Below are 24644 nucleotides of genomic sequence, written 5' to 3'. Positions count from 1 at the left end.
CGGACACACGCTAAGTTTGCTCTGGCGTTCTCTCGTTCCAGATCATCGCGATCGCTCCAGCGGCCATTAGGGCACACAAGGCCAGAACGACTCGTGCTCCAGTGAGCTTTGCCACAGGCAAATCACCCGCCCAAATCCAGCCCGCAATCGAGATTCCGACTACCGTGATAAGAAATATCGTCATGAGGGTTCGTATCAAGTTCATGTTGCGCAATTACCTTTCGATGCGACCAGCGCATTTCCCTTTGGGGATCATTACGTCGTGGAAACTTTAGATGTGACCAGGCGAGGGGCCGTATGCCAGGCACAGCCACAGTGCATCTGTGCTTCTTCTTCTGGAGTTGGGAACATGTGATAGAACATCGCGATTACCATCGGAATTGTGACCGCGGTGTTGTAGAAAAGGTGCAACTCAACACGTGGAATGAGGAGTTGTGCGATACTTAGAGGCACCGGTGAATCAAATAGATTGTGTTGCAGAATCGCTTGTCCCTGGAGCAACGCGTGTTCGATGTGATGCCAGAATTGGATCCAGAATGCGATCATCCACCAAGTATACGATCGTCCGACAAATCCCTTCCGGAGGATCCAGAAAGCGATCAGCATGACCAGCGCGTATCCGTAGTGCAATGCTTCTGATTTCACCATCCAAGGGTACCAAATACCAAGAATTCCTCGTGATTCAGGAATGGACCAACCCATCAAATAGATCTGAACGGTTTGTGCTAAGTGTTCCCCCCAGTGGGCGAGGACGATCGCGGTATAGATCCATAGCGACTGCTTATGCCACTGCGAATTGATCTTCTGTAATACGCTGTCGTTTCGGTGTTCTAGTGAACACGAAGATGCAGAGCTCATAGTGACTCGTGCCTCGAATATAGGTCTATCAAGAGAGTAACCGACGTGAATCGAAGGCAATCCTTTTGCGATTTCAACAAAAGGACTTCTTTCGAGATGTTGATTCTGCATGACGCGTGAGGTTCGATTAGATCGATTTCAGCGTGCAATGCAGATGGAACCGCCGAGAGCCAACACTTATTGTCCAGCGTTTAGAAGCTACCGATGACCATCGCATAAATGGGCCCACAGAAATTGCCCATGGTTACGATATCTCAGCAGCATTCATAAGCGGATAGCGTAAGTGCGCTTTGATGACGCACGAACGAGCCGCGCAGACGAATTGGACCGGAATCGGTTTAAGAAGATGGGACTAGAATCGCGGAGGATGATCGATTTCCGTTGGGTGCCCTTGGGAAGCAGATACTTCCCGTTCATAGAGAGTGTTCACATTGCCGTCACTTGTGTCAGCCGTTGCGGTCAAAGCGATGGCGACAAGATCTCGGTGTGATGTATTAGGTGGTGCTGGGGCAGGAGCGATCGGCTGGCGAGAATCTTTGCGACACGAGGGACCATGACATGGTTTCTCAGATGCCGGATTCTCCGTCAATTCGTCATCAGATTCATCCTCCGACGCTTTCGCATCATGCGCCGTGGATTCCTGCATTTCAGAATGAGGTTCAGCTAACCAATCTCCACACGTTGCCTCTGCATTTTCCACCATGGAGAAGACGCAAAGAGTTACGCCTGCCGTGACAAGAATTCGGCTTGCAAAACAGCGGAGGATCATGGACGAGCCGAGAAGGCAGTGAAAAGGGAAAAGTAATACTTTTTTATCATAGTTCACGATGCCTTGTTGCGTCAACTCGGTTCAAATTTCAGCGAAGAGAAATGTTGTGCTACGACGTTGGTCTCCGAGGCGCAAGTAGCCAATCGAATGATACGGGGCCGGCTCCCACCAAAAAGCAAATAGATGGAACCTAGTAACGTGCAAAAGTCAGTGCTTGCGGCGTCGGCCATTTCCCAGAAACCATCCACCCATATGATAGGCCGTTTGGTTGTGTCGATTGCCACCACCATGATTGTTATCTTGGGGAGCGCGGAGAAACGCGTCAGGAATCCAGCTACAATCACCGCCCCGCAAACTACCTCGATTTGATCAACTGCTAAGCAAGTGGTTCCAGTTCAGGCAGCTTGATCTTTACGAAGCTGCCGACACCACGAGTATCCGGGAGCAGGAACTTTTGTATTCCCTCGGATAGAAATACTAATCCGACCATGTGCCGGATCAGGGAATGCGGGGAAAGTCAATTCACGACCCACAGCGAGCGGACCATCCCTGATATAGGCGATCGTGAAATGTTTTGTGGTGGCGTAAAAGCGAGAAGGCTAAGCGAAGGTTGGTAACGCAACTCCTTTAGGTAGGACGTCTTGTACTATCTAAAGATAGCGAAGATCCCGATCGTGGCGTTCTGTTTGACTTTCTTCGTTCGCCCGCAAATGGACCTCGGGTACGGACAGGCCACGCCAATGGATTAATCACCTTGAACTTCGAGGGAGCAGAAGATTTAGTTCGGGAATAGACCAGGTGCCCGATGCGTGAGCCTTATCGTACTCTGCTCGGGCACGTGCGTCACGTGATCGGCCATTACTACCGGGATCAGCTCGTTGCCGATATGGACTGGTTGGAAGCTGTTTCAAAAAACGAGCCACGATTTGTACTTGTTTCGCTGATTTGGCGGAGGCGCTACTGCCGCATTAATAGAGGGTGCATTCGCTAAAGTGAGGCAGACGCAAAATGGAGAATCGAGTTTAGGTTACTGCCTCTTTCGGTGCGCCCGGACACAGAGGACAGCTTACGTTTCGCGTTTTCATCTAGCGAAAGTCACGTGATTTCGTATGAAGCGAGAGCAAGCGTGAACTTAAGTCTTCCAGTCGCCGCACTACTACGTGAATCACGGTATCCTTGGCTTCCAGCCTCCCATGGGCGATCCAGGCCTGAGAATGCCTGGTAATCTTTCGAAACCGCTCCCAAGTCTTGTGGTGTATGACCAAGTTTATCGTACCGGTTTCGTCTTCCAGCGTCACAAACGTGATTCCTTTGGCCGTGCTGGGACGCTGTCGCAAGAGGACAATTCCGGCGACTTTGACTAAGGATTCATTCGGAATATTGGGAAGCTCACTAGCGGGAGTGACTTGTAGTCGTTTCAAACGTTCCCTCTGAAATGCGATAGGGTGTGATCTCAGCGAAAGTCCCGTGGATCGGTAGTCGGCGTAGACTTCTTCCTCCTGGGACATTACCGGCAAGGTGACGAGTGGTTCGGTCGGGTCATCGACTTGATCGAACAGCCACTGTTGTCGCGGCTTCCTGTCGAGTGAAAGAGCATTCCAGAGGGCGTCTCGGCGAGATCCTTGTAGGCTGGCTAAAGCGTCCGCATCAGCCAGGATTTCAATTTGTGCTTGGGGAAGCCTGGTGCGCCGAATAAAGTCGGACATAGAACTAAATGGGGCTTCGCTTCGCGTTTCTGAGATTTTCTTAGCGACTTGTTGTGGGAAACCTCCCACCAGACGAAGTCCCAATCGAATTCCTTGGTTCTCAATCGTACAGTCCCAATCGCTACGGTTGACGTCGATAGGCCAGACCGGCACTTGATGCTTTTGGGCGTCAGAAATGATCTGGGATGGAGCATAGAATCCCATGGGCTGACTGTTAATGATCGAAGCGGCGAACTCGGCCGGATAGTAATATTTGAGCCAGGCAGAAATATAAACCAGGAGAGCAAAACTTGCCGCGTGACTTTCCGGAAAACCGTACTCTCCGAATCCACGGATCTGCTGGAAGACTCTCTCGGCAAATTCACCTTCCAGACCATGCTTCTTCATACCGTTTAACAGTTTAGCGCGGAACTGGTCGATGATCCCGGGACGTCGCCAGGCTCCCATAGCCCGTCGAAGCTGATCGGCTTCGCCTGGGGTAAAGCCTGCGGCGACGATTGCCAATTGCATGCATTGCTCTTGAAAGAGGGGAACCCCAAGAGTTTTCTTCAGCACTTCACGAATTGCCTCGTTGGGGTAGATCGTCTCTTCTTCGCCAAACCGGCGGCGCAAGTAGGGGTGAACCATGTTCCCTTGGATTGGCCCTGGCCGCACGATCGCTACTTCAATAACCAAGTCGTAATAACATCGCGGTTTCAAACGAGGCAGCATGCTCATCTGGGCACGGCTTTCAATCTGAAAGATGCCGATTGTATCCGCCCTGCAGATCATGTCGTAAACCTTGGAATCTCCTTCGGGAATGCTGGCCAGAGTATGTTTTTGGCCGGTGTTAGCTTCGATCATCTGAAACATTTTGCGAATTGCGGTCAGCATTCCCAGTGCTAGGCAATCGACCTTGAGAATGCCCAGATCGTCAAGATCGTCCTTGTTCCACTGAACCACGGTTCGCCCTGGCATGGTTGCGTTTTCGATGGGAACCAGGTCATGCAGTGGACCTCGAGTGATTACCATGCCGCCTGTGTGTTGTGAAAGATGCCGGGGAAATCCGATGAGTTCCCGGACCAGGTAGAGAAATTTCTGGCCGAGATTCGATTTGGCATCCAGCCCCATCTCGCCGCATCGCGCCGCGAAGTCGGTGGTGGCTCGGTAATGATCCGCGTTCTTAGCTAGGCGATCGACTATGTCGAGTGAAAGCCCCAAGGCTTTGCCCACGTCGCGAATAGCGGAACGAGGACGATAGGTGATAGTTACCGCGGCGATGCCAGCTCGGTCTCGCCCGTACTTTTCGTAGACGTACTGCAGAACCTCTTCCCTGCGTTCGTGCTCGAAATCGACATCGATATCAGGGGCCTCGTCCCGCTCCCGACTGATGAACCGCTCAAACAAGACATCGATTCTTGCAGGATTGACAGAGGTAATTCCCAGGCAATAGCAGACGGCTGAGTTGGCGGCCGATCCCCGTCCTTGGCATAAAATCTCTTGCGAGCGGGCAAACCGCATCAGATCCCATACCGTGAGAAAATAGGGCTCATATCGCAGGTCTTCAATCAGCCGCAGTTCGTGTTCCAATAGCTGCTGAACCTTCCCAGAGATGCCTTTGGGAAAACGGTGGGCTGCCCCCTCCCAGGTCAAATGCCGAAGGTACTGCATAGGCGTCATCCCGACTGGAGCCAGTTCTTCCGGGTACTCGTAACGAAGTTCATCCAAGCGAAACATGCACCGGTCGGCAATTTCCTGTGTACGACGAAGAGCCTCGGGTATTTCGGCGAAGATCGCTTGCAGCCTGTCCTGTGGTCGTAGATGCCGCTGTCCATTCGGTTGTAGATGTGCTTCTGCCTGGGCGACTGAAGTACGTAGCCGAATTGCGGTGAGAACATCATGCAGCGGTTTTCGCTCCTGAATATGGAACAGCACGTTGCCAGCTGCGACTAAGGGAAGAGCGGACTTATGAGAACACGTTCGCAGCCAATCGAGGCGATACCGGTCGTGCGGGCCGTGATGCAGTTCTGCCAACAGGTAAGCAGCATCACCGAAGATCTCCCGATAGCGATGCAAATCTTCTAAGGATAGTTGCTCAGAATGCTCTGAAGGAACGATGCCTGCTAAAACACCTGGCGTGTGGGCCGCGATGTCTTCAACGGTAAGGTAGCATTCTCCCTTGGGAGCCAGTCGCCGTCCTAATGTAATCAGTCGACAGAGATTGGCATAACCTTCTCGACAAGTAGCCCAGAGGGCAACCGGTGGGCCATCGATGGGCACAATTTCTGAACCGATGATGATCTTGATGTTGTGATCTTTGGCGGCGGTGTGAGCCCGCACAACCCCGGCTAAGGTATTTCGGTCGGTAATGGCCAACGCGGAATAGTCTAACTCAGCCGCACGGGTAACTAATTCTTCAGGATGTGAGGCTGCTTCTAGAAAGGAAAAATTGGTTAGGCAGTGGAGTTCGGCGTAACGCATCAGAACCATTCCCCGTGCCAGAACCAGCGATTGTCTTGCAAACGTCGAAATACCCACAGCCGTTTCCCCTCGGTCGTTGCAACGTGGTAGTAGTCGCGTCGCACAAAAGGTCCTAGCCACCAGCCGAATTCAATTCGTTCTGGCCCCCAGTGTTGGGCAATCTCAAAGCGATCTGATTTCCAAAATAGCGCAGTGGGAGGACCATCAGGGATTACCGCGATGACTTCGATGGGCCGTGGAGAGAGGAACAAGGCCGTGGGACGGTCCAAGGGAAGCAATGCATTCTGCTCTACCGTTTTGGCGGAGGATACCTCGGTTATGGGTACTAATCGAACCGACAGCTCTGGAATGGGATTGGGGCGACAAACAGGTCGCATCACGGCCTCATCGCCGAGTCGACTACTAACTCGATCTAAAAGTTGAGAAAGGCGACAAGTCTGATCGTGAGTTGTCCCCTCAAACATTTCCTGCTGAGGACGATCCAGGGGAGCTACCTCTAAAGCCTCTAGGCGAAGGCCAATCAAGGGGGCGTTCCAATGCTGTCGCTCCAGCTGTAAACGCATCAGGTCGGCCAAGCGGCGAACATCAGCAGTAGCAGCACACAACCGAATGTTGATTTCGTGTTCGGTTTGATTTTCGGTAACAAAGTGGCAATGCAGATGGCGAGTTCCCAGCCGCATCGAAGACAGTAAACTCACCAATTGTTCGAGCAGTGAGAACCCAAGCTGCTCGATGATTTTTGGTTGGCTAAGTCCATCGTCCAGGTGTCGTGAGACGATAAATCTAGGCACAGGTCGACAAGGCGAAATCGATTCGGCACGTTCGCCGGATAACTGATCTATTCGCCTCAGAAGCTCCTCCCCGAATCGGGACCAAAGCGAGCAGCGGTCTAATTTTTGTACCTGACCGATCGTGTAAATGCCCAGCCGTTGTAGCTTGGCCAGAATCGTCTCGGGAAGACGCAACGTTTTTACAGGCAGCTTATTCTGAAACGCACAATCCGTAGCGGGGATGATTGCTCTCTGTTCTTGTTCCAGACAGTGGGTAACTGCCCACGCCATTCCCACGGTGTTGGCGATCGCTAACTTGGTTTCGAATCCTTGAGACGAAAGCTCCCGTTGCAATTGTTCCATCAGTCCGTATTCATCTGAAAAGAAGTGGGCGATGCCAGTCACGTCCATCAACAGGCATTCGGGACGATCTGCTTCTTCCAGGCCGATGCAAAAGCTGTAGGGCTCACAGCATAGGGCCATCTCAACCAGGGCGGTTTTGTCCTGATCAGGGCATATTTGTCTCAGCTCGAGTGAATCGTGGGCTTTGGCCAAGGTCTCTGCTTCCGAGACAGGCATGCCAGGTTGTACCCCACGTCGCTTCGCCAAATTGTTGCATTGATAAACAAAGTCCCCCCGTTTTGTATGCTCAGTGAGAATCACCATAGATCGTCTCAGTTCTGGTTGATTAGCAACGAGTCGTTGAACGGACCAGTTAGGAAACCAGCAACAGAGAACCCTTTGTGGCTGGGCCTGAGAACTCATCGATCGTTCCTCGATGTTGGTCAATCTGAAGGTCCATCGTTGAACGAAGGGTTCTGCCTTGGCTGTAGGCAACCGAAACTCGGTATCTTAGAGACTCGCTATTGGAACGTTGAGGCTCAACCACAAGACGTACTTCTGCCCAGGAAGTTTGTCGCAAAGCTTTGTGAGGGCGGAGTAGAAAACAGACGCTTTCCGAGTCTTCCGCTGCCAGTCGCAAGCGTCTCGCCGCTGTCACCGAGAGGTGGTCGATCTGTGCCCAAACAATTCCTGCTGAGCAGGAACGCAAGGCCTCTTCGCAAGCCCAGAGGGCATCCCGTTCGGTAGTTGGACGTACAAGTATTAAGCATGAAAGATCGATTCCCAAGGTTGCCAGTGAGGGGGAGTAAAGTTGCCGCTGGGGATCTATCAGGAAAATGGGGCGCGCTGGTTGGCACACTTGTCGGCTTATCAGTAGCGACAACGTGCCGGCACCGCTGGCCGTTCCACTTTCGATCCATTCCACCAGACTCCCTGGACGAATTCCCTGCTGGGGAAACATCGCATCCAGGGCTCGGCAACCCGTTTTCCTGATGGTCTTTTCGGTCGAGACCGTCCCCCTCTCCAGGCTCCGAATTTGCTGTTGGAGGTCGGCAATCGTTTGCCTGGGTTCGTTAAAATGATGATCAGTCCTCATTGCTGCTTCCTCGGCATAGAATATGTACACTTGTACACTTTGTGTCAAGCATCAATCAGCAAATTTCAACGAGCAAGGAAATGCTTCATGTGTGGCCGCTACACTCTTCGTGCCCGGCTTAATCAACTGCTCCAGATGTACTCGGCGCAGTCAGAGATTGAGATTTCACCGCGGTACAACATTGCGCCCTCGCAAAAAGTTCCCGTCTTACGATTAGGTGAGGACAGCGGTATGCGGGAGATCGTTCTGATGCGTTGGGGCTTGATTCCATCTTGGGCAAAAGACGAGAAGATCGGCTACAAAATGATCAACGCACGCAGCGAGACGATTCAGGAGAAGCCATCATATCGATCCGCATTCAAAAGACGCCGCTGCCTGGTATTGGCCGATGGCTTTTTCGAATGGCAGAGACAAGGCAGCAAGAAGCAACCATACCTGTTTCAAAAGAAGGATGGAGCACCTTACGGTTACGCCGGCCTGTGGGAAACCTGGACGAAAGGACACCAGCCGATGCAGTCGTGCACGATCATCACCACGACTGCTAACGAACTTGTTGAGGACGTTCACGACCGAATGCCAGTAATCCTACAAGAACGACATCTGGAAAACTGGCTAAACCCTGAATTTGACCACGTCGACCGACTCAAGGCGATGCTTGCACCCTATCCGTCCGATGAGATGCAACGCTACCCGGTCGACCCAATGGTAGGCAGCCCAAAGAACGATAAGCCAGAGTGTGTGGAGCCAATCGAATTGGGGTAGTGCTTCTTGTCGTCGTGCCTCTAGCTGCGTCGTTACTACTGCTGGGGAGCTATTGATGCCTGCGCCAGTAACCCAATACTTGTGACCTCATGGATCAGCGGTCGAGTTGGAAGCTCGGTGGATGAAGGCTTTGGATTTGAATTGTCAAGGTTGGCGCGTGATGGACTTGGAAGAAGCATTAAACTTTCGGTGAAGACAGCCTAAGTTGATTCACGTTGGATTAACTTAGGTTGCACCAAAACCTGTCGCTGTTCCAAGGGTAATGAATCGCCGCTGATCATTTTCTCGAGCATCGATACCATTTCCTTCGCCGCAGCCATATGGTTCAGATCAATAGTGGTAAGCGCAGGAGCAGTAAAATCTGTTAGGTAATGATTCAAGTAACCGACAATACTTATATCGTCTGGAACGCGAATCCCGCTTCGATGTAGTCTCTTTATGAGTGTGGCTGCCCAATAATCGTCCTGGGCGATAATGGCGTCTGCCGATTGATCTATAACAATCCTTTGGATGAGGTCATCAATTACTGCCTCAGGAAAGCTCCATTTCAAGCTATCAACGTCGTGACGAGCGTACGCATCTTTGTGTTTTGGCGAAGCGTAGAAGACCAACTCCGGCTCGTATTTTAGGCTACTCTCGCTTAGTGCCTGTTTGTAGCCACGTAGGCGATCTTTCTGACTTCTCTTCGATTTGGCTGTTAATGCCAGGCCAATCCGCTGACGGCCCCGCTCAATGAGATGTCTTGTCGCTTGATGGATCGCCCCTGCGCGGTCGACGGATACAAAGCATGCATCGCGAATCCCTGGATCTTCATAGAAGACGGTACAAGGATGCTGCGTCAACAGGGCGAGACGGTCACCTGGTAACCAATTGTGCACTGCGCATAGAACGCCATCGACGCCGCTGTTGGTGAATAGCTGAACGTTCTTATCGAAGCGGTCTGGGGCAACGACGGTATTTCCGATCAGGGTACGATTGCCGTGTGCCGCAGCTTCTTCATCGAGATGCTGAATCAGGAACGAACGCAGTGGATCGCCCGCCGATGCGACCAGCAATCCAAAAGTGTGTGAACGCTTTCCGACTAGCTGGCGTGCCGCGAGATTGGGTTGGTAGCCCATCGACTTGGCAACCCGCTGAATTTCTTTCGCCTTTTCTTCTCCGACGCTGACACGACTTCCACCTGTTCCGAGCAGGACGGCTGAGACCGATCGCCTGGAAACACCTACTTTTTCGGCGATATCGACTAAACGGACTCTTTTGGGCCGGTCGAATTCAACATTCATGATGCTTGTTCTATCGAGAAACGAAGAAAGGGAACAGGAAACTATATTCCGGTTTCCTTATATTTTGCAATCCGGCTTAGGAGTTCTCGACAACCTGTGCTTCTACCGTTTCGACTGCGGGATTTTTTGGGGCATTGGATTTGGTATTGTCGCCATCGGGAGGCCGAATTAGCTTGCTGAATCCAACATAGAATATGGTCCCTGTGATGAGCATTACCCCAAAGGTCGTCACCGCTCCATTCCATTGTCCCAAATAGAGCAGAGAAAGTGTCAGGATGCCAGTCGCGGCCATGACCGTTCCGAATGGTGCCACGATAAAGCCGAGAGCGATGCGACCTTGCGGAGGTAACGGTTCCCCAGCGGCTTCGGCTACGGGACGCCAAAATCCGTAGGGACGCGCACGCCGATAGAATTCGACCAAGTGTTCCATTGGCTCGGGTGGGGTAAGCAACGCGACCGCGACCCAGGCGATCAATGTCATACCCATGGAAATAAAAATGATCATGTAGTCGTTATGCGGTCCGAAGTCCAACAGGTTCGGAAAAGAAAACCACGGGTTTGGAAATAGAAATAATTTGTTGAGTAAGAAGATCAGCGGACCACCCAGCGATGCGGTCAATCGAGCCCATCCATTAAAACGCCACCACCACCATTGAGCCCAGTTCGCTGTTAATTCGGCAGATGAAAGCCCTAGCATAAAGATCGAGATCTGGATTACGTTTGTCGCGGTGACTGCTACTATTATTCCCAGAACTAGAATGCCTGCGGAAAAGATCTTTCCCATCAAGAGGTAATGTGGAAGGGATGCCTTTTTAATCAGCGAGCGCTGGTAAACATCGTTTACGAGTACCTGGGCACCGAAATTCATATTAGAACTTACCGTGCTCATGATAGAGGCCAGGACGGCGCTCAATGAAAGCCCTAGTAATCCTGGGGGTAAATACTTGGCCATTAACATTCCGTACGCAAGCTCCTTCTTTTCGGCCGTTCTGACCTCCGGCCAATGGATCATTGCTGCCAATGCCGGCAAGGTTAGTGTGGCCAGCAACAGAAAGAGAATGAGAGTCGTCCAGACATACATCTTGGCCGATTCGCGCTCGTTACGGCAGGAGAGAATACGTTGCCCTTCCATAGCGCCTGCCATCGGAGCGGCATCGCCTCCGTAACCGATGGCAGTTCCCATCGTCCATGCGGCGATCGCAACAAGGCCTAGAACCTCGTGTCCGATGGGGGGAAAGACACTGGCTGCCTCACTACCGACCGAATTTTCGAGTGCCACATAGAGCTGTGTTGGTCCGCCAAAGTCGACCAGTACGATCATCATTAGCAAGATGGAACTGCCGATGATGATCAGAGTCTGAAAAAAATCAGACGTAACCACTCCGACATAACCCGAGGCTAGCACGTAGAACAAGATTACCGGAATCACCACCGCGAGTGTGGTGAATATTGACCAGTCAAGCAGAGGGGACGAGATCTTGTGCAAGCCTAATAAACCGGCTCCGGTCCAGGCTGGCAATGCGATCAATGCACTTCGCAATGCCACCCAACTCCGCATTGTTAAGGCTGCCGAGCCGCTGAATCGTAGTTCGTAGAACTCGGGCGAAGTACGCAGGTTCAGTCTTCGCCACAGGCCAGCGAATAGCAATGCTGCGATCATCAGCGCCAAGCCAAATCGGGCGAAATAGAACCAGCAGATAAACACTCCAGTCATGACGGTCATGCCACAATATGCCGGCGCAACATCCGCATTCATGCACGTTGCAGCGTACGAGAAGCCATTCAGCCAACCTGGGAGTTTGCGACCAGCTAGAAAGTAGCCCTCAAGATCTTCTCCGCTCTGCTTGCGCAGTACGAACCCCAACAGGATCAGGCCACCGAAATAAACTCCCAATACACTCCAGTCGAGCCAGTTAAGATGCGCGGAATCAAACAGGTTGGGCATGAATCACTTCCTCAAGCAGTTGCCAGCAATAGAATTGCATCCGCGGCAGATGGAACGGTCCCTTCCATTGATTTCCTTTCATTGTGCTTGATAGTGAGCCATCGCGATGTAAGTAGCCAAACCATTCTCCGAACTCAGGATCAGCAAAGTGTTCGTAAGACCAATCGAAGATCGTCTTGTGCCAATTCCAATACTTGTCATCGCCCGTCATACGCCAGGCAAGCAGTGTTGCAATGATCGCCTCGGCATGAGGCCACCAAAATTTCATGTCGTGCCAGTATTCGGCACACGGTAGCCCTTGGCAGTCGCGGAAGTAGTACAAACCGCCATGCTGTCGGTCCCAACCGAGCTCAAGCGACCAGTCAAGGATTTGTTGGCCCAATGAGGCCACGTCAGGCAGATCTCGTTGCCGAGCTTCCTCCATTAAAAACCAAGCCAACTCAATGGAGTGGCCGGGATTGACGAGACGCCCATCGAACGTGTCGATCACTTCGCCTCGCATTCCCACGTTCTCTAAGACGCAGTCTAGGTCTTCTTTCATGAAGTCTCGACGAATCTCTTCGATGCAATGGTCAATGACCTCGTTGCAATCTTGTAGGTGAGTTGCCTTTCGAACCTCTTGACCAACACCAATTAAGATCATGGGAGTTGCCAAGGACTTCATGGCTCGTACACGCGGATTTATCTTGGGAGGCAGCTTTGAATCGGGGCCTGTGTAATGGCGAATGTTGCGAAACAAATCGATCGCCATCTGCAGGTGTTCATCACTATCAGCCGCCTTGCCGTACGCTGCGTAGGCCATCGCCGCAAAACATTCGGAGAATACATACCGACGTTTTCGCAGTGGCTGGCCATCCCTGGTAACTAGGAAGAAGTATCTGCCATCCCGATCGATGCAGTGTCGCGTCAAGAAGTCGATACCGCTTCGAGCCTGCTTCAACCAATATTCACGCGGATCGACTTGATCAGCGATCGTCGCCAGCATCCATGCGAAACGCCCTTGGAACCAAACCGACTTATCCGTTTGAAGCCGTGTTCCGTCGCGATCAAACGCTGTGAAGTAGCCGCCATGCTCTTCGTCGATGCAACGATCAAGCCAGAAGGGAAGGGTGTCGTTAAACAGATCATCCCGAAACCGTAACTTGGCGATCCGAATTTCTTCCGAGGTCATTGGACCTCCTTGCTGCTCTCAAATACTGGATTGACAGCAATCTCATCGACGAACAGCCACGCGTCCCGACCGGCAGCCTGTTTGCCTTCGGGAATGCTTCCCCGACTATTAATGGCTACACGCAAATATCGCGTGGACATTGACTCGCCGCTGATCGAGAACCATTTCTGGGATTGCTCAAAGTCATCCTGGGCTTGCCATTTCGCGTTCTTCCATTCCGTGAAGGTTCGTCCGTCCTGGGAGTAGGACACATTCGCTTCCGAAGGAAAGTAAATTCCAACAGGCTGACTTTGTAAGGCATGGATGGCGACCTTACTTAGCGAGACTTCATGTCCCAGATCGATGGTCACGATAAGAGGTTCTCCCTCGATTCCAGTCCATTGGACATCGTGATACGAGGAACTTCCTAGCAGGCCATCGGTCAAGGAATTGGGGCCAAAAAAGGAGTAATTCTTCGCGGGATTCGTTTGCCAATTGGTCTTGGCGTAACGAGCTTCATGCAGTAACGGGGCTTTTTCAAGCGAAGCGATGTGCTCCTGGGGGAGCATCTCTGAGCGTTGCTTGTCATAAGCATCAGCGACGTTAACCTCCTGGATCGACTCCCACAGCGAAGTGTTCTGGATTCGGAGTCCTAGAACGGTCACGATCCATCCTTGGGTCCAGCCTGATTCGATCGACCATGCTCCCCAGCCGGCATCTCCGTTTGAGCCCCAGTACTCCCAGCGATGAAAATCAAATGCACGCATCCAAGCACCGTCGAGTTCAGGATGAACGTCACTTGATGTCTGAATTCGGCAGAGAAACTTGGCCAGCCGATCTTCCGCATCTTGATAGTAGGAATCTCCCGTGGCGGCCGCAGCCTCATGCAAGCCAAGGAAAGCAAAATTGGTCGTGTAAAGCAGATCGGATACTGGTTCTCCGTTCTCGTGAATCAGTGGCGCCTCATGGGCACCGAACGATTCATTATCGCGGTGGGGCGGAAACCCACCATGATCGATTTGGCCTAGTTCTTCGCGAATAGCCCCGGAAGCATCCTGACAAGCAATCACATCTTCGGCGATTCGACGCAACCACCGACGATGCTCGGGACTATCCTCTACGCGAATTAACCAGGCCAAGGGCAGCAGCATACGTGCGCGCTCTTGTTGAAGTCCATTGGTCCATCGCCATTCATCGGGGTATTTTGACATCATCACACGGATACCCGTTTTGGCGCGTTGCAAGAGAAGCTCATCTCCCGTCTGTTGGTAGGCCGCCAAATAGCACGCCCAGAGATAGGATTGAAAGTGAGGGGCCAGGTGCACCGTTGAAGACTGGAAAAAGTATTCCCATCCATGTTTCGTCAAATCGTTTTGAGTCGTATTCGCAGGCCTAAAACCATAGGGGCCACACGACCTGAGATTGGAGAGGATGGCTCGCGATGCGAAAGGACTCCACCGATGATCGTCCGTGGTGGACTCGGTTGAAAGTGTCGACAAAACCACCCGGGCAATATCGTCGCCGTAGTTCGACCGCAGCCAAGCGTCGTTTGTGACGCCCCATGCGATCATGCCGTAAGATGGGTGTGAGGGATCTCCTCGATCTCCATGGACGGCTCCAGAACGTTCGTAGAGGTACTCCTGCAGATTCTTGGAAATCGATGAAAGCTTTTCGTCGTTGAGCACCTCTCCTGCGATTCCCAAGGCCATTGCCGATTCACTGATGCAATCGCTTCGAAGGATCACGCGAACTCTTTGACTCCCATCTGGTAAAATGCCCGAGTCAAATCCTTCTAACATCCCCAGACTGCCGTCGCCAACTTGGTTATCGAAGGGCTTATGGTTCGTAACTTCTGATTTTGCCGCGGCTAATCGCGTGACCTCTTCGGTCTTTAAGGTTAGGAGCAAACCCGATTTCAGATACCAACTTGCTCCTCGCCGAAACGCCTCAAGCTCGGCGTTGACCGGAAGCTGGTCTTGCTTGTTGTAGGTTGGGTGAACCGTGGGCGTCCAAGTTAGTTGGATGTTTTGCTTGTTCGGAAGAAGTTTGGCGAGGACTGCCTGCCAGACCTTCTGCCAAGCGCCGGCCGGGGCGTATCGTGCTGTGATAAAGGCACTCATTTTACTGGATGCTAGGAACATTTCCGGACGCCCTTTTGTGGCAGGAAGATGAACCAGCAGCGGGCTAGCCGAATCCGGAATACCATAAACGGCCTTATCGAAGCCTGCTACTCGAGCGAGAACCATCAAAGGGCTGTCTTCTGTCATCGGGACAAAGCGACAACGGTTCATCGACAGTATTCTTAACTTACTAAGATCCGAGCTAAGCTCTTCCGAGGAAACAACGACCCGCTCCCAGCGACTTTCCGTAGGTGATCCCAGCGTGATGCCAGGAACGTATCCAGGAAATTCTAGGTAGACACGTAGGTCTTTCTTGGCGGCGGTTTGGAAGAATTCGTCTGGCAGATCAGTTGTTGACTCCGGGTATCCATCTGCCAACACCGCAATCGCACCACCGGACTCCACCGCAGTCAATGCGGATTGCCAAGTTGGCTTGCTTTCGAATCGAATGTTTTGCTGCTGAAGTGCCTGGCAAAGATCCGATTCTGCGGAGCCAACAATGCACAAATGCGTATCTTCCTCGGCCGAAAGCAATCGTGTATTGGCCCCGAAAACCAAAGCGAATACGGTAGCAAAATACCAAAGACGAAACATGGGCATAGATTCTCCAAGCCCTGGTCCACACCAGGACTAGATTGAAAGCTAACGAATGTAGCTCGTTGAAGACGACGTTAGAGATGCGAGATTATTTGGAATCAACTTTGAAGTCCAAGGCGTTCTCGCCAGGGGTAAGTTCCGCTTCGAGTCCACTCGTTTCTGGGCGGGTCAAGTGACGCGGCAATTTTGTCCGGATAGGTGTTGGGGAGGATTCATGCGGCGCAGGCGGTGGGGGGGGCTGCAAAGCAACCGCGTACTTACCAGTCGGCAAGGATGTTGGAAATGAAAAACTCCCATTCTCGATAACAGCAGTTCCCCCGGCACCGCTCGCGCGGTCCTCAAGCAGGATAACAGCTGACGACAACGGATTGCCATCCAGAGTGACTTGGCCACTGACTTTCGCGTCCTCCGGTGATTCGGAACAACCGGCACAAAAGACGGTCATGGCCAAGAGAACGGCGGAAGATGAGTGTGTGAGTAATGGAGACTTCATCTTAGGGCTCCCAATCTAGAAGTCATCTGTTTTGCTTAGAAGGAAACCGTTTGACCATCGTCACATGCGCTCAAACGACGCAAGATTTCCATATCGATGGTTTCAGGAATAAAGCGAGTCGAGCCATCTCCGAGCGCGCCCATAACGCCTCCGGGATGTAGAGAATTGAGGATCGTATTGTTCTCGTACGGCTGACTGCTAGAAGAGGCAGTAGCTGTCTCATAGTTGATCTGCCAACGGACCGTAGTTAGGCCTGTGTAGTAGTAGTTCTCTGAGGTGCTGCCAATCGACGGGACGGGATGACTTTCGGGCTGGCCTGCCCAACCTCCGCCGTAATTGGCTGCCAGTACCACGCCATCTACCATGCCTGATTGTTCCGAGACCATTAGGCTGTTGGAAGTTCCATCGGTAGCGTTCCGAAATCGAGTAACTTCGCCGGGACGCAGCATACCTGTTCCCGCGGCATATCCTCGAGCCGTTTGCTTTACCACGGCAGTTCGACCACCCGGATCCGGATAAGCGCCAGCGATCCCGACGTACTGGTGCATGAGACTACCCTGATTGCCGTTCAACGCATTAGGAGCGGCCACCTTGGGATCTACAGGGCTCGATGGGCAGATGTAGGCATCGATAACGAGATTATTCAAGACTTCGTTGCCAGTGAACGGCTCGTTGAAACTACCCGTTTCAAAGTTGAGTTGGTCGAAAACGTTCTTTTGCTCCAGAAACGGAAGGATCGAAGTTCGCCAATTAACACCCGATAGATTCGGGTAGCTCACCGTTCCCGCGCGAGAGCCGTAGGGGAATGCCCCGAACGTGTCGTGATAGTTGTGCAGTGCAAGACCCAACTGCTTGAAATTGTTCGAACATTGCATACGCCGCGCTGCCTCGCGAGCTTGCTGAACTGCCGGCAGTAGAAGCGCAATAAGGACGCCGATAATGGCGATTACCACAAGAAGTTCTACGAGGGTGAAAGCGTTGCGACGAATTCTCATGAAACCGGAAAATCCTGAATAAGTGATTAATGAGTAATAGAGCAAGGGGTTAGTGAATCGCATTCAGGGGAAAGGAATCCCTCGTGGGATGCATAAAGCTTAGTTGGATATCGAAACTTGTCAATAATGTTTGCAGAATTCGTTCCGGGTGAGGCAAGTCCGTCTTTAACTTTATCTCTGTTCCAGAAATGGTGGTCCACCGGGGAGCGAGCTCAGTAGCTCCAGTCAAGACACTATTAGTTACGAATTGGTTGGTCCGAACGTGAATTCGCTCGAAGTTGGCTCACTTCTCGTTACCGGGGCGGTTAGAAGACGCGTCGTCCCATGTGCTTCTATTCGACATTGCTTCTATCGGTGAATTGAAACGGCGTCTTGGGAGGCTAAATGTGGCTTGAGAAGCCAATAGATTTCGTGCGCGGCATGGGTAACTGCGAATGTGGCGATAGGCTCCTCATTAGGTCGAAAGAGAACCCAGGTCGCTATGTCCACGTTGAATCAGCAAAACGGGGAGAGTCATAAGCACAATCCATTCACACTGAGGCTGCTCTAAGAGAAGCGGCATCTCGTTCTCCAATGAAGATCGGTCGTGTGGTAGGCTTACGTGGGTATTGTTCGTGGAATCGTCGCATGGTCCGGCAGGCAGATCACGTAACGAGTATGGGGCTGCTTGGGCCTTCGAGCAGCGCAATGAAGATCTCAATCATCTGGGCTGAATCGCGTTTTGCTAGCGTAGGAAGCGAAGAGAATTTGTAAGGACTTGCGGAAATGAATCTAGAACGCAACGTCGTCAAAAGCGATCCGGATGACGCACGCACGTGGCGACAGCAGATTTATGAGGTCGTGTTTGAAGCCGATACTCCGGCCGGCGTACTATTCGATGTCATACTGCTTGTAGCCATTGTGCTCAGTGTCATGGTAATCATGCTCGAGAGCGTCGAGTCGATTCGGCACGAATATGGCACCCTGCTTGTCGGTGCGGAGTGGTTTTTCACGGCTCTATTCACGGTGGAGTATGTTGTTCGAATCGCTTGTGTCCCTCGCCCACTACGGTATGTTTTCAGTTTCTATGGCATCGTCGACCTTCTCGCAATTTTGCCGACCTATCTAATCGCTCTGCCGATCATGACCGATGCCGAGACGCAGCGGCTTACGACGATTCGTGCCCTGCGTCTTTTGCGGGCGTTTCGAATCTTCAAGCTGGCCCACATGCTATCTGAAGCTGAAGCGTTGCGAGATGCTATTTGGGCGGCTCGCGCTAAGATTGCCGTGTTCTTGTCGTTCGTGGTAATTTCAGTAGTCATTGTCGGTTCGGCAATGCACCTGATTGAAGGAGGTCGACTTGATGACGATGGACAAACGATGTCCAACGGGTTCGGCTCCATACCCGAAAGCATGTACTGGGCCGTCGTAACGATGACGACCGTAGGTTACGGCGACGTCTCGCCAACGACCGCTCTTGGCAAGGCACTCGCGGCGTGCATGATGCTCCTGGGCTACTGCATGATTATCGTGCCGACGGGGATTGTTTCAGCTGAATTCGCCCAGGCCGCTAAGAAGAACATGACAGTGCGCGTGTGCGACAACTGTATGGCAGAAGGACACGAAGCCGACGCTCGCTACTGCAAGTATTGTGGAACCATGCTCTGAAGAAGCTGTTGACACTCGTCAATCGCGTCCTTTCGGAACAACGAACAAATAGACTTCTGGCAAGAAGTAATAGCAGACAGCCTAAGAGGGAAGAAATGAATTAATCGCAGCTCCTCGCGCCCCTTTCAGCTGTCACCGCGTAGTGGTGTGATTCGAAGCGAAGTAACGATATCCAGCCTGCCGCTGGGTTTTTAGCATCGCTCGTCGGGCCCATCGATTCAATCTCCTCTGGACGCTCTACGACAGATCGGATTGAATCGAGTCTCTGTAATCGTTGCGCTGGAAGCGAGTTAGAGAAGAGCATCTGTCGTAGGCATCGCCAGAAGCAAAGAGGATGCTAATATATCTAAGGTCTTCGGGTAGTCAGTTTATCGATAATTACGGTTAGGATCGTCTTGGTTATCCGAGCGGTGCACCGCGGTTCCGTTGTCCCGGGAGATCGACTTGGCTGATTTTACCGAAATGATGCTGTTCACTGCATAACGCCTACTCTGGGATTTCATTGATGAACAAAACATTAATCGCCGTATTGGCGTCAACCTTATTGGCCTGCTGTATGCAAACTAACTTCTCATTATCAACGGCACATGCGGCTGAAGCGCCGCTATTGGATCGGGAGCTCTTTTTTGGGAATCCGCAAATTTCTGGCGGCCAATTGAGTCCCGACGGTAAGTACATTTCGTTCATGAAGCCGTACAAAGGGATCATGAATGTGTGGGTGAAGGAGTTCGCAGAGCCTTTCGACAAGGCTCGCCCGTTGACCGATAGCAGTCGGCCTTTGTATGGGTATACCTGGACCGAAGATGGAAAGTACATCCTGTTCGTAAAAGACTCAGGGGGAGACGAGAACATGAATCTGTTCGCCGTTGATCCGAATGAGAAACCAGAGGGGGATAGAGAGACGCCTAATGCCCGCAATCTGACGCCCATGGACGATGTTACTGCGCGGATGATGCACGCCAGTCACAACAATCCCGACCTCCTTTGGGTGGGGCTGAATGATCGAGATAAGGCTTGGCACGATCTCTATCAACTCGAGATTTCGACGGGCAAATTGACTTTAGTCTATAAAAACGACGAACGCATAACCGGTTACGAATTCGACTGGGACGACAATCTCCGTTTGCTTAGTCGAACGGATCCGGCGGGCAATACGACCTTGTTACGAAAAGACGGCGACGATCTCGTTCCGATCTATGAAACTTCCGTTACGGAAGATGCAACCGTCCATGGTTGGGACCCTCAGAATAAGAACATCTACTTGGCCACCAATAAAGGTGACCTCGACTTGATGACTCTATTCAAGATGAATCCGGAAACGATGGAACTAGAGTTATTTGAAAGCGACCCAGAGAAGTCGGTTGATTTCGGTGGAATTCGATTGGATCGCAACACTCATGAAATCATTTCTACTTCATACACCGACGATAAGACCCGCAACTACTGGCGGGATAAGACCTGGGAATCCAACTACAAGTTTCTCCAGGAGAAGTTCCCTGGACGGGAAATAGCCTTCCAGAGTTCAACCAACGACTACAGCAAATTCTTGATCGCCGTATATGGCGACAAGTACGCGGCAGAAGCGTGGTACTTCGACGCGAAAACACGCGAACTCATTCATCAGTACACACCGCGACCCGAACTGAAGAAGGTCGAAGAATATCTCGCACCAATGACTCCAATTCGCTATGCAAGCAGCGACGGTTTGGAGATTCCAGCCTATTTGACGCTACCCACTGGCGTGGAACCGAAAAACTTGCCGGTTGTCGTGCTGGTTCACGGAGGTCCAAAAGGACCTCGCGATACTTGGGGCTATGACGCGCAGGTTCAGTTCCTCGCCAATCGGGGATACGCGGTATTGCAGCCAAATTTCCGTGCCAGCGGCGGCTATGGTAAGAAGTTTCTCAACGCTGGTGACCTGCAATGGGGGAAGCTGATGCAGGACGACATCACTTGGGGAGTGAAATACTTGATCGAGAAGGGAATCGCGGACAAGGATCGCGTTGCTATCATGGGTGGCAGCTACGGCGGCTACGCCACGCTGGCGGGACTCGCTTTCACGCCGGAGCTTTATGCTTGTGGTGTCGACATCGTTGGACCGAGCAACATCTTCACATTACTCGATTCGATTCCGCCTTACTGGGAGGCTGGACGTGCCTTCCTTTACGGCATGGTTGGAGATCCTGCGACCGAAGAGGGAAAGCAGCGAATCAGAGAAGCGAGTCCGCTCTTTAGCGCCGAGAAGATTTCACGACCACTACTCATTGTCCAGGGAGCGAATGATCCGAGAGTGAAACAAGCGGAAGCTGATCAGATTGCCATCGCACTTCGCGATCGAGGTCATGAGGTCGATTACTTGTTGGCGGACGATGAGGGACATGGATTCGCTAAACCCGTTAACCGGATGGCAATGTACGCGGAGATTGAGGCATTTCTAGCGGAGCAGATCGGAGGACGATTTGAAAAAGAGATGCCGGCTGACGTTGCGAAGCGACTTGAGGAACTGCGAGTCGATGTGACGACGTTAACTTTTGAATCTGAAGAGCCATAGGTGAGATTTGGCGACGTCGTACTGGCTAAGATTGCGTTCGTTGCACTGAACGGTTGTCACTCTTGCATTTCAAACAATGTTGACATTGCTCCATTAAACCCCGGTTTGGCAGACAATGCTAAACCGGGGTTTTTCATGACCTGAACACGACATTGGCGAATACGAGGGTTTGCGACCGCCGAACACTCGTCGATTCGTGAGTAGTTGGAAAGAGGGATGGTAGAAAACACATGCGCCAACGTTCGGTTGCATTTGTCATTCCTGCCGCTACCCGCCAATGCCTGCGACCCAACCTGCGATTGCAATAATCCCGCAGCAAACGGCGACGCAGATGATAAATCCCACAAGGTCTAACCTCGACGGCCAGTAGAATTCCAAGTCGCTGCCGGGAATTATCTTGTGACGTTCGATTGCTGAAGGATCCTTCATTGCTGCCGCTAGATTCTTTTGGTCTCGCTCGTGATCTGGATCGACCGGTGTGTTCATCTTGGCGTAATATCGATCAAGCCCAGTCTTGGTATTTCGCCTGGTAAACAGGCTGAAGAGAATCATTACCAGCAGGGGAGCGGCCATCTTGGGTAGCAAACTTAACGTGTCGATGGCCGCATTGCTCTTCGACCGGAGGTCAACGCCAAGCCATTGAAAAAGCAGAAGGTCAAGTTTGAAATTGCCTGAAGCGAGAAGTCTGATGTCCTCCGGGTAACGCATTATCTTTTGCGTTGAATTCTCATCCAAGCGTTGCTCTTTCACCAAGGTTAGCTGAATGTCTTCAATTGGATCGCCATTTTCGTCAATGGGGGAGACACGACCGCTCCAAAAAATTGGTTGTCCGCCTGTTCGCGTGACTTCGGTCATCTGATCACCGACGGCCAATTCTTGAGGTCCTTCTGATTCAAGAAGCTCTTCCTGCTGCTCGAGTCGGGCGATCTTGGCGGCATCATTCTCCCCCTTAGCGATTGCCAACTGTTGTTTCACTTGCTGGTGTTGATCACGCCATAACTCGATATCCAAATTGCGGCGGGCGACATCGGAGGGAGCTGCTGGCCGAGTGGTTGTTGTCTCCAAGATATCATTCGTAACGGTGTAGGAAGCTGCCGTTCGAACTCCTGGTACCAACGGCAACAAGTTAGGGGCAATAAAGAATACGATAGCGCAGTAAGCCAAAGTGATCCAAGCGGCGGAAGTTGTCGCACGCCGCCAGTACATACCGACCCAGAAAGGGGCTGCGAAAAGAACAGCAAGGACCCAGGTTAATTGCAATTGCTCGAACACGTCCATCATTAGTAGCGAAATCAGCACTGCACCAGCAACGATGACGCTTCCGGTTAGTCGGCCTACACGAACGCATTCTTGCTCTGTGGCGTCCTCGTTGACGTAGGCTGCATAAAGGTTTCGCACGACAAGTCCGGAACCGACTATCATGTAGGCGTCGATGCTGCTCATCAAAGCCGCCAATAGACAGGCGACCATTAATCCGGTTAAGCCAGGGGAAAGCAGTTCCCGCGATGCGATTCCCCAGGTCTTGTCGGGATCGCCGGCCAGCTCTGGGTGGCCTGCAAAGAGCGCCAACGCAATAAGTGCGGTAAGCATCCATCCCACTGTACAGAAGCGTTTCAGGAAATTGCCAACGACGAGGCCTACTCGGGCATCCCACTCGCTTTTAGCCGAACCGCCCCCTGTTGCGATAAAGTGTGGTTGAACGACGATACCCATCAAGTTGATCAGCACGATGGCGACAACGCGGTACCAGGGGAACTCGCTCATGGATGATGACCCGACCAGGTCGAAGTGCTCTTTGGGCAGCTGCTCGTGCAAAATACGAAAGCCAGCCAATAAGTTATCTTGGCTGGGATCACCGAATTGCTCCACTAGAGCATGCAAACCAAAAGGTATCAGCATTATCGAGAGTAGGATGATGCAGATGCCCTGAATCAGATCCGTATAGTAGGCCGCCCGCAAGCCGCCCAAAACTCCATACGCCAGCACGACGACACCGATGATTGGAACTAGGATGTACTCGATGGGGATCTCCGTTTCGCCGACTGCAATCGCATTGATATTCGCCAATGGTGCTGCCACTTTGCCAATGGCGGAAAACAGCATCGACCCATAGACCATGAAGAAAAGAAGTCCGAACACACAGTACGCTGCTCCCAGGGCTTTGGATTCATATCGCTCAACGAACCAGTCCCCCAGCGTCAGGTGCCGCATTCGCCGATACCATACGCTTGTGATCCAATAAAATGGAGTCACGAAAAGCCAGTACATAACGCTCCACATTCCACTTAGCCCAGAGGTGAACGTGGTGCGGCCGGTATTGACTGGGTCGCTGGAACCTGTGCCGGCGCCAAATGCAGCAAATGTCTGTAGGATCTTGCCGAAACCCCTCCCCCCCATGAAGTAGTCTTCTTGTCCCTTGATGCTCCGTGCCGAAATGATGCCAATCACAATCATCACCACGAAGTACCCCAACAACACCGCATAGTCAGGCCACGTCATGTTACGATTTCCTCGAGTTTGAAGGCGTTTACCTGGTAAATCAGGTAAGAAGCTGTGTTTGGTAGGTGTCGAAGCGGATTCAAGGATTCGCGTAATTTGGTTAGAGCAGACAGCTCCCTGCGAATTTATGAGCGCTGGCGGGATGCCCCCACGATATCGCACTTTAGATGTCACAAACAAGTAGAAAGACCGTCGGAAAGGTCGCTTTCAACAAGCAATCAAAATGCACGTGGCGTACGGAATACGATTGGGAACGATCTTGATGGGCGAGGCGTTTTGGAGGGACTACGAAAAAGAATTATCAGCTCCAGAGTCTGCGTGCTAACATCGAATTTCGTTTCGAAGCTCGAACGAAGTCAACTCTCGACGCTCGTTAGCCTGGAATTGGTACGAGAATCGTTGATGAGCAGAGCGAATTGCTTATCGAGTTCGCGCCGATTGATCGTGAAACGACTAATTCGCAGCTCTTTAACTTAGAAGCTGTTTCAAAACCTACGTAAACAAATGAGCCCGCACGCTACGTGCATGAAGGCCTGGTAAATCCACGAATGATGTTCGTACCGCACGACAAGTCGACGGAAGTTGCCGATCCACGAGATCG

At 51.9% G+C, this 24644-nt stretch carries 16 protein-coding genes and 1 pseudogene; 4 read left to right on the top strand and 13 right to left on the bottom strand.

The genetic code is table 11. The features are described from left to right. Positions 1–10: 10 nt before the first annotated feature. From C5Y83_RS29525 to C5Y83_RS30240, 4 genes are all read right to left on the bottom strand, one after another. Entirely contained in the window at positions 11–184 is a 174-nt protein-coding gene (locus C5Y83_RS29525) for a hypothetical protein (protein WP_158262564.1), read from the bottom strand. A 71-nt stretch (positions 185–255) separates the two neighbouring features. Next, positions 256–858 carry a hypothetical protein gene (locus C5Y83_RS27875; protein ID WP_105333104.1) on the bottom strand — a complete coding sequence of 201 codons (603 nt, stop codon included), beginning with the start codon at positions 856–858 and terminating at the stop codon, positions 256–258. A gap of 352 nt (positions 859–1210) precedes the next feature. Continuing rightward, a complete protein-coding gene (locus tag C5Y83_RS27870; RefSeq protein WP_146117954.1) occupies positions 1211–1561 on the bottom strand; it encodes a hypothetical protein in 351 nt (116 codons plus the stop codon). Between the two features lie 137 nt (positions 1562–1698). Continuing rightward, entirely contained in the window at positions 1699–1971 is a 273-nt protein-coding gene (locus C5Y83_RS30240) for a hypothetical protein (RefSeq protein ID WP_199195166.1), read from the bottom strand. Between the two features lie 308 nt (positions 1972–2279). Here C5Y83_RS30240 and C5Y83_RS30235 point away from each other — a divergent pair. After that, positions 2280–2618: pseudogene (locus C5Y83_RS30235) on the top strand (putative zinc-binding metallopeptidase); the annotation flags it as partial. Between the two features lie 94 nt (positions 2619–2712). On the opposite strand, the gene C5Y83_RS27855 reads toward C5Y83_RS30235, so the two are convergent. Both C5Y83_RS27855 and C5Y83_RS27850 read right to left on the bottom strand, forming a co-directional pair. After that, positions 2713–5793: an error-prone DNA polymerase gene (locus tag C5Y83_RS27855; RefSeq protein WP_105333102.1), complete on the bottom strand. Its 3081-nt coding sequence runs from the start codon at positions 5791–5793 to the stop codon at positions 2713–2715. After that, positions 5793–7328, bottom strand: a complete 1536-nt coding sequence (locus C5Y83_RS27850) for a Y-family DNA polymerase (protein ID WP_105333101.1) — start codon at positions 7326–7328, stop codon at positions 5793–5795. Before C5Y83_RS27850 ends, C5Y83_RS27855 begins: the two co-directional genes overlap by 1 nt. Positions 7329–8088: 760 nt before the next feature. Here C5Y83_RS27850 and C5Y83_RS27845 point away from each other — a divergent pair. Continuing rightward, a complete protein-coding gene (locus tag C5Y83_RS27845) occupies positions 8089–8763 on the top strand; it encodes an SOS response-associated peptidase (RefSeq protein WP_105333100.1) in 675 nt (224 codons plus the stop codon). Positions 8764–8963: 200 nt separating this feature from the next. Here the strand turns inward: C5Y83_RS27845 and C5Y83_RS27840 are convergent, their stop codons facing one another. The 6 genes from C5Y83_RS27840 to C5Y83_RS27815 all read right to left on the bottom strand — a co-directional run bounded on the left by C5Y83_RS27840 (position 8964) and on the right by C5Y83_RS27815 (position 17346). Continuing rightward, positions 8964–10046, bottom strand: coding sequence for a LacI family DNA-binding transcriptional regulator (locus tag C5Y83_RS27840; protein WP_105333099.1), 1083 nt, complete (start codon positions 10044–10046; stop codon positions 8964–8966). Positions 10047–10122: 76 nt separating this feature from the next. Then, entirely contained in the window at positions 10123–11991 is a 1869-nt protein-coding gene (locus C5Y83_RS27835; RefSeq protein WP_105333098.1) for a sodium:solute symporter family transporter, read from the bottom strand. Continuing rightward, positions 11975–13162 (bottom strand): AGE family epimerase/isomerase, encoded by a 1188-nt coding sequence (locus C5Y83_RS27830; RefSeq protein ID WP_105333097.1) that lies wholly within the window; start codon positions 13160–13162, stop codon positions 11975–11977. The genes C5Y83_RS27835 and C5Y83_RS27830 overlap by 17 nt, the downstream gene beginning before the upstream one ends. Beyond that, positions 13159–15855, bottom strand: a complete 2697-nt coding sequence (locus C5Y83_RS27825) for a discoidin domain-containing protein (protein WP_158262563.1) — start codon at positions 15853–15855, stop codon at positions 13159–13161. Before C5Y83_RS27825 ends, C5Y83_RS27830 begins: the two co-directional genes overlap by 4 nt. A gap of 91 nt (positions 15856–15946) precedes the next feature. Beyond that, positions 15947–16351 carry a carboxypeptidase regulatory-like domain-containing protein gene (locus C5Y83_RS27820; protein WP_105333095.1) on the bottom strand — a complete coding sequence of 135 codons (405 nt, stop codon included), beginning with the start codon at positions 16349–16351 and terminating at the stop codon, positions 15947–15949. 35 nt (positions 16352–16386) lie between these two features. Further along, positions 16387–17346 carry a DUF1559 domain-containing protein gene (locus tag C5Y83_RS27815; RefSeq protein WP_105333094.1) on the bottom strand — a complete coding sequence of 320 codons (960 nt, stop codon included), beginning with the start codon at positions 17344–17346 and terminating at the stop codon, positions 16387–16389. 765 nt (positions 17347–18111) lie between these two features. Here C5Y83_RS27815 and C5Y83_RS27810 point away from each other — a divergent pair. Next, the gene (locus tag C5Y83_RS27810; RefSeq protein WP_105333093.1) at positions 18112–18993 is read left to right on the top strand and encodes an ion transporter; all 882 of its coding nucleotides are present in this window, start codon (positions 18112–18114) and stop codon (positions 18991–18993) included. 505 nt (positions 18994–19498) lie between these two features. Then, a complete protein-coding gene (locus C5Y83_RS27805) occupies positions 19499–21544 on the top strand; it encodes a S9 family peptidase (protein WP_105333092.1) in 2046 nt (681 codons plus the stop codon). A 267-nt stretch (positions 21545–21811) separates the two neighbouring features. Here the strand turns inward: C5Y83_RS27805 and C5Y83_RS27800 are convergent, their stop codons facing one another. Then, positions 21812–24043, bottom strand: a complete 2232-nt coding sequence (locus C5Y83_RS27800; protein WP_105333091.1) for a sodium:solute symporter — start codon at positions 24041–24043, stop codon at positions 21812–21814. Positions 24044–24644: the final 601 nt, after the last annotated feature.

It is taken from the genome of Blastopirellula marina, assembly GCF_002967765.1.
GTDB classification, from domain to species: Bacteria; Planctomycetota; Planctomycetia; order Pirellulales; family Pirellulaceae; genus Bremerella; species Bremerella marina_A.
Note: the sequence above shows the minus strand (reverse complement) of the source record. Positions and strands in the feature narration are given on the sequence as shown.